The organism is Vibrio sp. ArtGut-C1, from assembly GCF_002105475.1.
Classification (GTDB): Bacteria; Pseudomonadota; Gammaproteobacteria; order Enterobacterales; family Vibrionaceae; genus Vibrio; species Vibrio diabolicus.
Genome location: NZ_NCTH01000004.1, coordinates 88,401 through 102,714 on the forward strand (window position 1 = coordinate 88,401; position 14,314 = coordinate 102,714).

At 44.1% G+C, this 14,314-nt stretch carries 12 protein-coding genes and 1 tRNA gene; 7 read left to right on the forward strand and 6 right to left on the reverse strand.

Annotated features, from left to right (window positions below; translation table 11 throughout):
- Positions 1-57 precede the first annotated feature (57 nt).
- On the forward strand, positions 58-1,491 hold the full coding sequence (gene nhaC, locus B7360_RS04920) for a Na+/H+ antiporter NhaC (protein WP_005396525.1): 1,434 nt from the start codon (positions 58-60) through the stop codon (positions 1,489-1,491).
- Positions 1,492-1,579: 88 nt separating this feature from the next.
- Here nhaC and B7360_RS04925 read toward each other — a convergent pair whose 3' ends face one another.
- The 3 genes from B7360_RS04925 to yejK form a co-directional block, all read right to left on the reverse strand.
- On the reverse strand, positions 1,580-2,743 hold the full coding sequence (locus B7360_RS04925; protein WP_085342848.1) for a chemotaxis protein: 1,164 nt from the start codon (positions 2,741-2,743) through the stop codon (positions 1,580-1,582).
- Positions 2,744-2,847: 104 nt separating this feature from the next.
- Positions 2,848-4,164: an Hpt domain-containing protein gene (locus B7360_RS04930; RefSeq protein ID WP_085342849.1), complete on the reverse strand. Its 1,317-nt coding sequence runs from the start codon at positions 4,162-4,164 to the stop codon at positions 2,848-2,850.
- An 82-nt stretch (positions 4,165-4,246) separates the two neighbouring features.
- Positions 4,247-5,245 (reverse strand): nucleoid-associated protein YejK, encoded by a 999-nt coding sequence (gene yejK / locus B7360_RS04935; protein ID WP_005396521.1) that lies wholly within the window; start codon positions 5,243-5,245, stop codon positions 4,247-4,249.
- Between the two features lie 85 nt (positions 5,246-5,330).
- On the opposite strand from yejK, the gene B7360_RS04940 reads away from it, so the two are divergent.
- The 3 genes from B7360_RS04940 to B7360_RS04950 all read left to right on the forward strand — a co-directional run bounded on the left by B7360_RS04940 (position 5,331) and on the right by B7360_RS04950 (position 7,634).
- Complete coding sequence (locus B7360_RS04940; RefSeq protein ID WP_005380722.1) at positions 5,331-5,558, forward strand: YejL family protein; 228 nt, start codon at positions 5,331-5,333, stop codon at positions 5,556-5,558.
- Between the two features lie 22 nt (positions 5,559-5,580).
- A complete protein-coding gene (locus tag B7360_RS04945; protein ID WP_046874519.1) occupies positions 5,581-7,389 on the forward strand; it encodes a DUF3413 domain-containing protein in 1,809 nt (602 codons plus the stop codon).
- A gap of 154 nt (positions 7,390-7,543) precedes the next feature.
- Positions 7,544-7,634, forward strand: a tRNA-Ser gene (locus B7360_RS04950).
- 191 nt (positions 7,635-7,825) lie between these two features.
- Here the strand turns inward: B7360_RS04950 and B7360_RS04955 are convergent.
- Positions 7,826-8,749, reverse strand: coding sequence for a histone deacetylase (locus B7360_RS04955; protein ID WP_085342850.1), 924 nt, complete (start codon positions 8,747-8,749; stop codon positions 7,826-7,828).
- 270 nt (positions 8,750-9,019) lie between these two features.
- On the opposite strand from B7360_RS04955, the gene B7360_RS04960 reads away from it, so the two are divergent.
- Positions 9,020-9,709 carry an SDR family oxidoreductase gene (locus B7360_RS04960; RefSeq protein ID WP_085342851.1) on the forward strand — a complete coding sequence of 230 codons (690 nt, stop codon included), beginning with the start codon at positions 9,020-9,022 and terminating at the stop codon, positions 9,707-9,709.
- Between the two features lie 183 nt (positions 9,710-9,892).
- The gene (locus B7360_RS04965; protein WP_085342852.1) at positions 9,893-10,099 is read left to right on the forward strand and encodes a hypothetical protein; all 207 of its coding nucleotides are present in this window, start codon (positions 9,893-9,895) and stop codon (positions 10,097-10,099) included.
- 44 nt (positions 10,100-10,143) lie between these two features.
- Here B7360_RS04965 and B7360_RS04970 read toward each other — a convergent pair whose 3' ends face one another.
- Together B7360_RS04970 and B7360_RS04975 are read right to left on the reverse strand one after the other, a co-directional pair.
- The gene (locus B7360_RS04970; protein ID WP_085342853.1) at positions 10,144-12,111 is read right to left on the reverse strand and encodes a DNA topoisomerase III; all 1,968 of its coding nucleotides are present in this window, start codon (positions 12,109-12,111) and stop codon (positions 10,144-10,146) included.
- 104 nt (positions 12,112-12,215) lie between these two features.
- The gene (locus B7360_RS04975) at positions 12,216-12,764 is read right to left on the reverse strand and encodes an NAD(P)H nitroreductase (RefSeq protein WP_005396515.1); all 549 of its coding nucleotides are present in this window, start codon (positions 12,762-12,764) and stop codon (positions 12,216-12,218) included.
- Between the two features lie 173 nt (positions 12,765-12,937).
- Between B7360_RS04975 and B7360_RS04980 the strand changes: the two genes are divergently transcribed.
- On the forward strand, positions 12,938-14,254 hold the full coding sequence (locus tag B7360_RS04980) for an MFS transporter (RefSeq protein ID WP_085342854.1): 1,317 nt from the start codon (positions 12,938-12,940) through the stop codon (positions 14,252-14,254).
- Positions 14,255-14,314 lie beyond the last annotated feature (60 nt).

The window sequence follows — 14,314 nt, forward strand, 5'->3', positions numbered from 1 at the left end:
GCGCGATTACAACAAGGAGCGCCTTCCTCTATTGCTCCAAGATTGACAGAGGCACATATGAAGCAAGTTACACCACGCCTACCAAGCTTGATACAGGTATTTATCTCGCTCGGTTTATTTCTACTGCTGGCATTTTCGTTCACTGCCAAGCTAGACCTACCGATCCAGCTAGCGCTGTACATCGGTTGGTTCATTATCATGATATTAGGCATTAAGCTTGGTCATCAGTACAAAGATCTGGAAAAAGCTGCACTAAATGGCATTTCCAATGGACTTGGAGCCGTCTTAATTCTTCTTGCCGTTGGCGCGCTTGTTGGTACGTGGATCTCTGGTGGTATTGTTCCAACCATTATTTACTATGGCCTTAAAGCAATTCACCCTTCTATCTTTTTGCTCGCTACCATGATCATCTGTTCATTGACTGCGCTAGCGACTGGCACCTCTTGGGGCGCTGCTGGTACTGCTGGTATTGCGATGATGGGTATTGGCCAAGGCCTTGGCGTTCCTGCACCAATTACAGCTGGCGCAGTGCTTTCAGGTTGTTACTTCGGTGACAAAATGTCGCCTCTATCGGACTCCGTCATCCTTGCTTCATCTATGTCTAACGTTGAAGTGATGGAACATATTAAAGGCATGCTGCCGATCGCACTCATTAGCTACATTATTACAGGCATTATGTTTACTGCATTTGGTTTCCACTACGCAGGTCAAGTTGACATGAGCCAGGTAGACTCTGTAATTAAAGCGATGGAGCAGCAATTCTACATCACCCCTTACTCATTTGTTCCTGTGATCATCGTATTGTCACTTCTAGCAATGCGTATGCCTTCATTCCCAGTGATCAGTTTTGGTTCTCTGCTCGGTATTATTTGGGCAGTAATGATTCAAGATGTGGACTTCCTAACCGCGTTCAACACCGCTTGGGCTCCGTTTGCGATTTCTTCAGGCGTAGATTTCATTGACTCCATTCTTAACCGTGGCGGCATGTCTTCAATGCTTGGCTCGGTAGCAGTTATCGTATTCGGCCTTGGTTTTGGTGGTCTACTAGATAAAGTGGGTGTGTTAGAAACTATCGCTAAGCTGTTTGAAAAACGCGTTCAAAGTGCAGGTTCACTGGCAACAAGTACAATCGGTACAGCCTTTATGGGGAACGTATTTGGTTCAGCGATGTACGTTTCACTTATCCTGACACCTAAAATCTGTGCGAAGAACTACGATCGCCTAGGCTACAAACGTAAGAACTTGTCTCGTAACGCAGAGTTCGGCGGCACATTAACATCTGGTATGGTTCCATGGAGTGACAACGGTATCTACATGGCAAGTATTCTGGGTGTTGCGACACTGTCTTATGCACCGTTCATGTGGCTAAGTTTTGTATGTATCATTGTGACCATCATCAGTTCCTACATGGGTTGGTTTGTTGATAAATGCGAACCAACGGCGGAAGCAGTTGAACAAGCAGAAGGTGAACTGAAGCAGCAAACCGCTTGAGTTCGCATAGATAGGAAGAATCTCTCTTCCGAGTGAGAGACAAAGAAAAAGAGCGCATGAGCGCTCTTTTTTATATCTCAACCAAACGTTAACTTTGTTTGACTTGCGCTTTCACTGCTGCACGCTTACCAAACCAATAGCCCAAGCCAAGTGGTGCAAAGAATATAACGGCAATGAACAAGATGAAGTAGATAATGGTACTTTTAACGAGCTCAATCAGCTTAGTCATCGCTAAACTGACCACTTCCTGAGAGACTCGATCCATATCTTGAGCAAATTTCTCACGCTCATGGGTAATGATCTGCGCGATCTCTTGGCGCTCTCTGGCTACCATCAACTCTAAAGCTTGGCGCTCCTCACCCAATTGAGATAAACGCGCTTGCGTTTTTTGGTCAATATCGTCAACCAAAGGTTGTAACTCTACCGCCATTTGCTCTGCCAAATAGCGCATGTACTCTGGATTGTTATCAATAAAGTCCTTCATCGAATCTGCCGTAACTTGTAAGCTATTTAGCGCAGCATTAACTTTTTCGATGCTAGCAGAGCTATTTAATGCTAATAACTGCGCCTTCCAAGTCATAATTTTTGGGGTCTGTTCTGATACAAGGCTTAGACGATCCGAGACATCACCTAATGCTTCTGGCATTGTACCTAGCGTAGTCACTGCCTCTTCCTCGCTAATTTGATTCGCATCTAACCACCCACGGTAAGCTGGCGTCCTGATCATACTTAAGTCCGCGAATGGATGTTGCTTAACGAACTCTGCAACAAACGCTTGTGTCTTGATGTACGCCTCTTGTTTCAACAGAGATTGAGCCAGTTTATCCACCTCTTTCGCTAAGTGAGCAGAAACTAACTTTGCCTCATCTGTCGCAAACAGTTCATGACCAAGGCCAGTCGTAAAGAATTGATCCATCTGTAGCGTAAAAGTCCAAGTATCAATCAGTGCTGCCATTGGCGAGACTTGGTATGCTGCTGCTTGAAGACCTTCTTCAGCATTTATCTTCCAAAGCAAAATATAAGATTGATGGACTTTATCATGCGGCTCATATTGATCGTGCAATGCATCAGCAGCTTGCTCTACCTGAGCAAAAAACTGTTGCGCATACTCACGAGTCAGGAGACGCATCTTAAGCTCTTGTTTGGTAAGAGGGACGGTTTGACTCTCGATTTTCACTTCTAACAGGGAGCACCCTGAAAGCATCACAACCAACCCTATCAACATCATTGAAGACAATCGACGAACGGACATGAAAGTACCTTTAACAAATTGTATGGAACAGGAATAAAGCGAACTAAGTCATATAGTTCGGGCCTTTAATACCCCAACTCTGATGATTGTAAGTCAGAGCAATATCAATCTGTTAGCGCTTCTTGTATCTTTTCACTATTGAGAACGTGGTTAGCGAAAAGTATGGTTTGCTTTAGGACATCATCTAAACGTGTCAGTTTCTCTTCCGGCACTTTTTGCCCTTGTTTAATCAACAGTTCAATATCACCCGAAATGCAGTGCAATGGCATTGCCCCTAAACTTCCCGAGACCCCTTTAAGACTATGAGCCGCTCTTTGCGCTTGCTCTTTATCCTCTTCTAATAGCCGATACATTTCTGAACCATCGCCAGAGTGATCCTGAATAAAGACTTCAAGTAACATTCGCACCGCGCTTTCATCTCCCGATAGCGAGTCCAGCATCTTATTGATATCTATATACGGCTCACGTTCCACGACTTCCACTTGCGATGTGTTCGGCTCATTAGGGCTCTGTTCGTTAACTTGGCTGCTTTGAGAGATTTCGGACTGAGCAGAGAAAACAACGTAAGACCCACCAACTTGCTCAGACTCTTTATCCTCTGCTCTTGATGGTATTAGCGGCTGAACGGTTCTTTGGGAGAAAAGCCCCCATGAAATAAGAGAAAGAAATAAACCACTGATTACTGACAACCAAGTAACAAAGGTCATCAACTTTTGTTCCAACTGGTCATTTATCGAAGTTAACTGGTTCGGGAAATCAGGATTAAGCAGTTGATTAACTAGATAGCTGCCTTGCGCCTTGGCAGATAGCGCGCTTGAAGTCTGGGCAAGTTGACGCTGAAAAGCACTTCGCTCTTGAGGAGAAAGCGTGTCCGACTCGATAAAAAGTCGGTCTAAATCACGATAAGTATCGCTATTCGTTGCTGAGTCACTAAAAATAGACTCCAAAACAAGTGCGCCTAAGCGATAGTACATTGATTGAATTTGCTCAGAGTTTTCAGCTCGGGCACGGCTCCTTCGCAACTGCTCGGCTAATGAGACTAGCTCACTGTCACTTCCTACAAAGGCTCGAGCACTTTCTAAAAATCGATCGGTCGCATAAAGCAATTGAGTAATATCTGGTGTGATTTTTCCTTCGGAAAACTCACTTTCAAGCTGTAAGCGAACTGCATAGGCTAACTGAAGTTTTAGTGAAACTTGGTCGACGTGCTTAACACGATAAGGCAGATCGAAGTTAAAAAAATGTCTGACTTCTTCGACTTTGCTTCCTAGCTCATTCACTGTTGAAATGGTTTGAATCGTTTGTTTGGCTTGCAACCAAATCCCTAGCGCTAAAACACACCATAAAACGAACCAGAACCAAACAAACCGCCTCATTCCTTCTTTTAGCTTCAGCAACACTCGCCCCTCGCATATCTCCATTAATTACAAGCATATACTATGGATGTTTCTTATTCACATAAAAAAAGAGAGCCATTGGCTCTCTTAATTTGACGATACGGTTTTAGTTGCGACTCAACTGATCTTTTAGATTTGGTGGCGTACCTTTAATCGTTAAGGTATCCGTCTCTGGGTCATAAAAAATACGCTCGCCAAGCAATAGGCTATCAAAGCTAATATTCAAGCCACCGCCAGCACCAACAAATTTAGTCAGTTTGCGAACCGTCGCACGGTCACCAGGGAAAGATTCTTCAAGCTCGTACCCTTGCTCTTTGGTAAAATCCATAAAGCTTGTGCCATCTTGGCTTGGAGGAAGCTCTCCAGAAAGCTCTGAGATTTGAACCTCATCACCAGATTTAATTTGCTCATTACAGTAGTCGTAAACTTGCTTTTTATACTCGTTCACTTCTTGCTTTTCTAGCTTCGAATCAGCACAAAAATCATCCACCGCCTGCATTAACACTAAGTTTTGTTGTTTAGTATCTAAGCCAATGTCCGCTTGCAGGAAATCTAGGAAGAAATCCGCTACTTTACGGCCGACGCGTCCCTTGATGTATTGCAAGTAACGATTAGATTCCTTGTCAGTGTCGTAGCTCGACAAGTCAATGCGTGCCGCAATATCCATTTTGGTGATATCTAGGTAATCCGTCGCACTGATGTCCAAACCTTCGGTCACTTTTAAACTTTGGTTCATTGGTAAGATACCGATGAACAAGTAGTCCGTTGCTAAACTCTGATACTCAGCGAAAACCAAAATACCTTCATCCGCAAATGGGTACTTAATCAACTCTTCTTTCAAGCGATTTGCACTAATTTGTGAGAAGTCGTAAAAATCTCGCTCTCCTTTGCGCATTTCTTGAAGCCAAAATTGAAATTCGCTGTCTGACTGGAAAGAGCCAAAACCTTTACCAGCTTTAGAATGGAATACTCGGTGAAGCTCAGCGACTAAGTTTTCAGTAGATGCATCGTTCTCTAATGATGCTGGACGAAAGTTTACAACTAGCTCGTCCTGATCGTTTTTGCACAGTTGATGCAGAATAACGTTTGAAAGATGAAGGCTCATAGTGATTTTATCTTGCTACAAGGTTTTAGTTGATGGGCATTGTAGGTTATCATAAGCCGCTTTTACTATCATTATTAGAGTCTTTATGCCGATTACATCTAAATATACTGACGAGCAAGTAGAGAAAATTCTTGCTGAAGTAGCAACAGTTCTTGAAAAACACGCTGCTTCTCCTGAGTTGACGCTAATGATTGCCGGAAATATCGCAACCAATGTCTTAAATCAACGTGTTGCTGCTTCACAACGTAAAGCGATTGCTGAAAAATTTGCTCAGGCGCTGATGTCTTCTTTAGAAACACCAAAAACACACTAATAACGGACAATAGAACACATACATGGTAGACAGCGGAAACTCATACGGCGAACGTGTATCTCGACTGGTTGGTTGGGGTCACTGGTTTGCATTCTTCAATATCGTTGCATCGATGTTGATAGGCACACGCTACATTGTTCAGTCTCCTTGGCCCGAGACGTTACTTGGTCAGTTTTATCTGGCGGTTTCTTGGGTTGGTCACTTTGGCTTTCTAGTTTTCGCGCTTTACTTGCTCGTTCTATTCCCGTTAACGTTTATCCTGCCATCGCGGAAATTGTTCCGTTTGGTGGCAGTGATTTTCGCGACCGTTGGGCAAACCATATTATTGATTGATACCCAAGCGTATCAGTCGATCAATTTGCACTTAACTCCTGTCGTTTGGGAGTTACTATTCAGCGAAGATAAAAGTGCACTCAGCACTGATCTACAACATCTGTTTGTTGTAATGCCGCTGATCTTCCTTATTCAGCTCGCTCTATCCGAATGGGTATGGCGAAAACAGCGCAAACTATCTCATAAGCACGTAGGACGTCCTCTAGCAGCTGTATTTTTCCTCAGCTTTATGACCAGCCATTTGGTTTATATTTGGGCAGATGCATACTTCTACAATCCAATTACCAGTCAGCGTTCAAACTTCCCATTGTCTTATCCGATGACGGCGAAGAGCTTTATGGAAAAACATGGTCTACTTGACCGTGAGGAATACCTAAAACGCTTAGCGGAAAATGAAGGCAACGTAGAGTTAGTCAATTACCCTCTAGAAAAGCTAGAGTTTAACCGTCGAGTCAATAAGCTCAACGTGTTGATGATCAGCGTAAATAACCTGCGTGCAGACGCGCTGAATCCAGAAGAGATGCCTAACCTCTATGAGTTTGCCGAAAACAATCAGAACTTCCGTAATCATTACAGTTCAAGTAATGATACTTACGGGGCTTTTGGTTTGTTCTACGGCTTACCAACCAGTTACGCCTCAAGCATCAAGGCGCAAGGTGCTTCGCCAGTGTTACTCGATGTACTGAAAGATCAGGGTTACAACTTCGGCCTATTCAGTGGCAGCGGGTTTGAAGATGATCTCTACTCAGAGATTATTTTCCGCGACTTAAAACTAGCGGAAGACCTCGATGGCACACAAGCTCATACCGATAAGCAATCTATCGCGAACTGGAATACATGGTTAACAGAGAAAGCGAGTCAACCATGGTTTAGTTACATCGAAGTCACCACCGTTGATAATTTTGAATCGATCCCTTCAAATAATGACGAAGAAATGTCCGCAAGTGATCGCTTCAAAAAAGCTTATGAATATGCGGTGAAATCAGCGGATAAAACCGTCGCTAGTATTATTGATGAGCTTGAAAAAAATGGACTATTAACAAACACCATCGTGATTATCACTTCTAATCACGGTAGTGAGTTTAACGAAACCAATACGAACAGCTGGGGCGCAAACAGCAACTACAGCCGTTATCAGTTACAAGTTCCTATGGTCATCCAATGGCCAGGAATGTTGGCTGGTGAATTTAATCACAGCACAAGCCACTTGGACCTTTCGGTCACGTTGTTGCAGGATATGCTCGGTGTATCTTCCAACCCATATGATTACAGTAGTGGTCGTAACCTATTTGACGAAAGTCGTCGCCGTTGGATTCTAGCGGGTGACACTCGTGAGCTTGCCTTAATTACTAGCTCACAAACCACAGTGATCGATAAGTTTGGCAACTACAAGTTGTATGACAAAAATTACAAACGACTTCGAGATGATGCACCGAAGTTGCCAGTTTTGATGCAAGGTTTAACTGAGTTACAGCGTTTTTATTCTAAAAACGATTAATACCTAGCAATCCATATACTATTCAAACTCCCCTTTTTGGGGAGTTTTTGTTTATTTAAACAACACAAACCACAAATTTGCGCAGTAAACATCCAATCAGTTCAACTAGGGGTTTACAACATTTTCAAAGCCTTATATTATGCGCCTCAACAACGGAGAGATGGCTGAGTGGTTGAAAGCACCGGTCTTGAAAACCGGCATACGTTAATAGCGTATCTAGGGTTCAAATCCCTATCTCTCCGCCACATTTAGAAAAAGCCCGCTAAGAAATTAGCGGGCTTTTTCGTATATCCAGATTTGAAAAGATTTGTACAAATCCCTCCTTGAATACAAGCCAAGCAATCGCCACATTCAGAAAGAACCCATTAGAAAATTAGCGCCCTTTTCGTTCCAGTGTCCCGTTATGAATCAGGTTGATACTCACGTCTAGTTGTATTTACTTACCAACAAAAACTTCTTTAGCGGCATTAATGAGCTGTAAATGGATTGGGACGAGGTCTGAATGATTCGTTCGATATCCACCTCCGACGACAGCTGCGACAGGGATACCTCGCGATTTCATTGTTTGCATTAAAAATCTATCACGCTCTAAAATCCCTTGCGTCGACACATCAAAATATCCAAGCTCATCGTCTTGATGTATATCAACACCAGCATCGTAGATAACCAAATCAGGACGATGAAGATTAAGCGCCATATCGACCACTTCCTTAAACGCTATTAAAAAGTCCTCATCACCTGTTCCTCGCACCAAAGGCACATCTAGATCAGACTGAGGCTTTCTAGCCGGGAAGTTTTTGTCACAGTGGAAAGAAAGCGTGATGATATCTGGCTCATCGTGACACAAAGTTGCTGTTCCATCCCCATGGTGAACATCACTATCAATGATCAATACTTTATCGACATGTTCGACTTCGAGCGCTTGCCTGGCCGCGATCACTAAGTCATTAAATAAACAAAAACCACTGCCAAACTCTTTGTGTGCGTGGTGATACCCGCCACTCAAATGAATGGCAACACCATACTCAAGTGCTTTATTTGCGGTCAAAGCCGTGCCCGCTGCTGAAGTTAGCGTTCTGGTAATGAGAGACTCACTCCAAGGAAAACCTATTCGGCGCATTTTCGCAGCTGGCATATTTCCATTCACTAGCAAGTCGACGTATTCCTGGTCATGAACACGTTTTACTTCCTCAACAGTTAATGCTTCTGGCTGGAAAAACTGCACGTGTTCTTTCCAGTTATCTTTCTCCATGTGTACCAATAGCGATTCATAGAGGTACTGGTACTTCATAATTGGGTAACGATGCCCCTCTGGCAACTCAAGTTGAGAATAAATCGGGTGGTAGATAAATGGCAGCATGAGAAATTCTTAATAACAATCGTAGCGAAATAGTATCAACTTCAAGGGTTGAATAAAACGCAATTTAATTGATAATGATTTTCAATATCAATTAAATTTAATATACATATGAATTCTACTTTCTTTGCTATTCTCGGCGCACTGTTTGGCTCTCTTTGTGCTCTGTCCCTATTTTCATCTCTCGTTGTTGGTGCGTGGTGGCTGGTTGATTTTATTGCTCTTAGCTAACACAATGACTTTCAAATGGAATCAAAAAAAATAGGTGTTTGTATGAGTCAAACCGTCTTTATTACCGGAGCAAATCGCGGCATTGGCCTTAGCTTAACTGAGCTGTACCTGAAGCAAGGCCATCAAGTACACGCTACTAGCCGTTCCTTAGAGAACAGTTCTGAACTACAAACTCTAGCCTCACATTACAGCAATCTAGTTTTGCACGAACTGGATGTCACTCACTACGAACAAGTCGCTAAGCTTGCCGATAAACTCCCGGCCATCGACTTACTCATTAACAATGCAGGATATTATGGCCCCAGGGGATATGGTTTTGGAAACACTGACGTAGAAGAATGGCGTAAAGTCTTCGAAGTGAACACCATTGCACCGTTAAAACTGGTTGAGCACTGTTACCCACGTTTACAACAAGGCAAGATGAAAAAGATTGCTTGTATCTCATCAAAAGTGGGGAGCATGACGGAAAATACGTCCGGTGGCGGTTATATTTATCGTTCATCGAAAGCGGCGCTAAACTCGGTTGTTAAAAGCTTGAGTAATGATTTAACACCTGAAGGATTTACCGTTTTAGCGCTTCATCCTGGTTGGGTAAAAACGGCAATGGGCGGGCCAAATGCATTGATAGATACGCAAGCCTCCGCGCAGGGCCTAGCGAACGTGATAGAGCTGAGTACACCGCAACTTTCAGGTCGATTTATTAACTACGATGGTACTGAGCTACCTTGGTAGCGGCGTTAAGAAACAACCATCAATAAACCAAATAACACCTAAGCTAGGCTTCATAATCGTGACTTGGTTGGCAAACATAATGTTCATCGGCGATCTACCAGCATAATTCGCGCAATCTAACTTGAATTTATCTATATCCAATCCAGACTTATGAAAAAGTAGAACAATTAAGGAGAAGGCACGATGGCAGCAGATAGGGATTTGGTTAATTTTAGCGAAGAGCACGAGCTAAACTACTGCTTGAGAAGTGCTGGTAAACGCCAAACTCAAGCGAATCGAGATACATTAGTTGACTTGGGCGACCAGGTGAAAGAGGTACTGGACAAACGCGTGTTAACTCAAGGTGAAGTAAGAGGCGCGATCCAAAACCACGGCGACCTGTTCGAGTAATCTATTTTCAAGCATGCGCGGTGTTTAATTACGCCGCGCTTGTCCTATGCCCGCTTACCTTTGGTTGCACGGGATTTAGTCGCACTACCACTCTTTGAATAACTACGCTTTTTACGTTTAAACGCAGGACGTTCCACCTTGGGTAGATGACGCAATGAATCAGGGATCGGCCCTGCTTTTACTTGTGCCATCAAGCCATCAATGCGTTGCTCTAGTGCTTGCATAAACGGCTGATATGCCTGATTTCTCTCTGCCATACCTTGTAACTGGTGCTCCCAATGAGCCGTCATATCTGGGTACGTTGAATCTTCTGGCAAGGCATGAATGAGACCTCTTCCCGCAGGAGAGCTGAGAATTGATTTACCTTGACGCGTGAGCAGTTGGCGTTTGAACAGCGTGTCCAAAATACCAGCGCGAGTCGCTTCCGTACCTAGCCCATCAGTATCACGAAGGATTTTTTTCAGTTCTTTATCCGCAACGTAACGGGCGATCCCGGTCATCGCTTGCAACAGCGATGCTTCGGTAAAGTGCTTTGGTGGCTCGGTTTTTCGGTCTTTTATTTCCCCTTCACGACAAGTTAACACGGTGCCTTCTGGTAACGGTGGCACGGCATCAATACCTTCATCTTCCTTGTCAGTTTTGCCCATTAGCGCTTTCCAACCCGGCGAAACTAACTGACGACCTTTCGCGATAAACGTACCACCAGCGATATCGAAAACCAATTTCGCTTCTGCGTAAACTGCCGCCGGATAAAACTGCATGAGATACTGGCGCGCAATCAATTGATACACTTTCATCTCATTACCCGAAAGCGAATTCACATTAGCTTGTTTTGGTGTAGGGATAATCGCATGGTGCGCATCCACTTTTTTATCATTCCAAGCTTTGGACTTTAATGTTAAGTCTGCTCCCTGAACGGCACCTTGCAGCTCTTTTGCGTTATTCGCAATAGCTGTTGTCACCGTCCCTGCTTGTGAGTAGTGTTCCATCGGTAAATAGCGACAATCTGAACGTGGATAAGTGATCAGCTTGTGCTTTTCATACAATGCCTGACAAGTATCTAGTACTTGTTGCGCACTCATACCATAGCGCTTCGCTGCATCGATCTGTAAAGCAGATAATGAATAAGGTAGTGGTGCGGATTGCTTGGTTTGCTTTTGTTCCGACTCCGTCACTTTCGCGGGTTGATTTGCAATGCGGTTTGCAACGTTTTCCACTAACTTACGGTTTAACACTCGCCCTTCTTCATCCTGCCAAGGCTTGCATGCCTCACTTGGCTTCCAACGAGCACGAATATCAAAAGTACCATTGGCATCTTGATACGGAATCAGAGCATGTAGGGTAAAATAGTCCTTCGGGACAAAGTTTTCGATTTCCTCATCACGACGCACCACTAAGCCAAGAACTGGCGTTTGCACTCGCCCTACCGAGAGAACACCTTGATACCCTGCTTTTTGACCAAGCAAGGTATAAGCACGAGACATGTTCATACCATACAGCCAATCAGCCCGAGAGCGAGCCAATGCAGAAACTGAAAGTGGGATAAACTCTCGATTACTGCGCATAGAACTGAGTGCACGTTTAACCGCAGGTAAGTTCAAGTCGGAAATCAGCAAACGCTGTGTGGATTCCTTCTTGGTTTTAGATAACTTGCAATAGTCGAGAACTTCATCAACTAACAGCTGACCCTCGCGGTCAGGGTCTCCTGCATGAATGACTTCGTTAGCTTCTTTGAGCAATTTGCGAATCACTGTTAATTGCTTACTTGCGCTTTTCCTCGGTCTGAGCTGCCATTGCTGCGGAACAATTGGTAAATCTGCCATATTCCACTTTTTATAACGCTCATCGTAAGCGTCAGGTTCGACTTGTTCGAGCAAATGGCCGATACACCAAGTAACGATATCCCCGTTCCCACAGCGGATGAATCCTTGATCTTTCTTTTGAGGGTTTGGCAGTGCTGCGGCAATCGCACGGCCTAAGCTTGGTTTTTCAGCAATAAACAGACGAGACATAACGTTTTGGAAATAAATATAATTAGGGCCACATTAACGAATGTAGCCCTAATAAATCAAGAAAAACTGTATAAATAAACAGTCAAATTTGTTTAAGTTTTCAGTTATAGAAATTCAACAAACTGAGAAAGGTCACGCTCAGGAACTTTCATCGGTGTGCAACCAGGCGTACCTAGGTACAAGAAACCAACAATCTCATCGTCACCTTCTAAACCAAACGCTTGATGAACTTCTGGATGGAACATCCACTTACCTGAGCGCCAAAATCCTTGAAAGCCTTGCGCTACCGCTGCCATCTGCATGGATTGTACGGCACATCCCGCAGATAAGTGTTGCTCTAGTGCAGGCACTTTCTCATGTTCCGTTACTTTAGCAATCACCGTGATCACCATTGGCGCACGAAATGGCGCATTTTTCACCTTTTCGACCACCGCTTCATCACTATTTTCAGCTTCTGCCGCTTTTACCAAGATATCTGACAGTTTTTTCAAACCATCGCCCTGTGCGATAACGAAACGCCAAGGGGTTAATCCCGCATGGTCAGGCGCACGAAGGCCTGCACGAATGATGTTCTCAAGCGCTTTACCTTCTGGTGCAGGCGCAGATAACTTCGCGATAGATCGGCGATTGAGCAAAAGATCGAGAGCGTCCATGAAAGAATCCTTATCGAATATCGTTGTTATTTTGTTTACGCCACTTTAGCACAATCTGTTCCTACGAATAACAACCGGTTTTCTGTGGGCTTGATAACGTGCTTCACTTAACATCAAACTGGATTTAATGTTAATTTATTCGCGAAATGAATAAGTTGAACATAGGCAGGTTGATGAACAAGGACAAACAAAACAGCATTTACGAAAAGATCGTTAATGACGAAGATGCCCGTGCCTGTAAGGCGATTCCTGAATCAGCTTGTCATCAAGTTCCCGGCAACTTTCTTAAAATCATTCTTGCTCAGTTTTTAACGAAGGTCGGCGATGCGTTAATCAACCCTAAAGTCACGTTGCCGTGGATACTACAAAGCCTCGGGGCACCGGTTTACTTAATTGGTTGGCTCGTTCCTATTCGTGAGTCAGGCTCCCTTATCCCACAACTTAGTATTGCGCACTATATTCGTCGCCTCCCAGTAAGAAAATGGGTCTGGGTAATTGGCAGCATCTTGCAGGCTCTTTCCATATTTGCAATCGGAGTGGTCGCATTAACTCTGACAGGAGCTGCTGCGGGTTATGGTGTAATTGCATGTCTTGTGATCTTCAGCCTCTCACGCGGTTTAAATTCCGTCGCATCAAAAGATGTATTGGGCAAAACCATCCCTAAAAACCAACGAGGTCAAGTCAACGGCTGGTCTTCAAGCGCTGCTGGCCTTGTTACGTTGCTTTTCGCTAGCCTTCTGGCACTAGCCTGGCTATGGGACGTAGAGCCGACGGAGCACTTTTACAGTCTGAGTTTAGGCTTAGCGGGCGCCATATGGCTTATTGCGGCATTAGTTTATGCACAAATTAATGAGTATGCAGGTGAGGTAGACGGTGGTCGAAATGGCGTTCTTGAGGCATTTAAACAACTCGCGTTACTTAAAACAGACCTGACCTTTCGTCGATTCGTTATCACGCGGACACTATTTTTATGTTCTGCGCTGAGTGCACCGTACTACGTTGTGCTGGCACAGCAATCTCTCGGTGGACAGCTCTGGGTGCTAGCTCTCTTTATGTTTGCGAGTGGCTTGGCCTCCTTTGTATCAGGTCCTTTCTGGGGAAGAATGTCCGATCGATCTAGCCGCAGTGTGATGGTCATAGGCGCAACGATGAGCGCGCTACTTGGTGTTGTTTTATTTGTTTACGATACGTGGGTCACCGCTAGCCAAAGCTTCCTATTCGTGATTCCTCTGCTCTACTTTTGTGTGTGTATTGCCCACGACGGAATACGAGTCGGACGAAAAACCTACTTAGTTGATATCGCGGAAGGTGACAAACGGACAAGCTATGTAGCCGTGAGTAACACGGTGGTTGGGATAATGCTGCTTCTAATGAGTTCTCTTGGTGTTATGTCGAACTTTTTGAGCCTTTCAGCTGTGGTGTTAGTGTTCTCTTTTATTACTCTTGCTGGCGTAGTAATGGCCAAACAACTGCCAGATATCAGTGACTAGCTCTATACAAAAAAAGCTGCGCTCAAAGCGCAGCTTTCATGGTAAACACACATTAAAAAG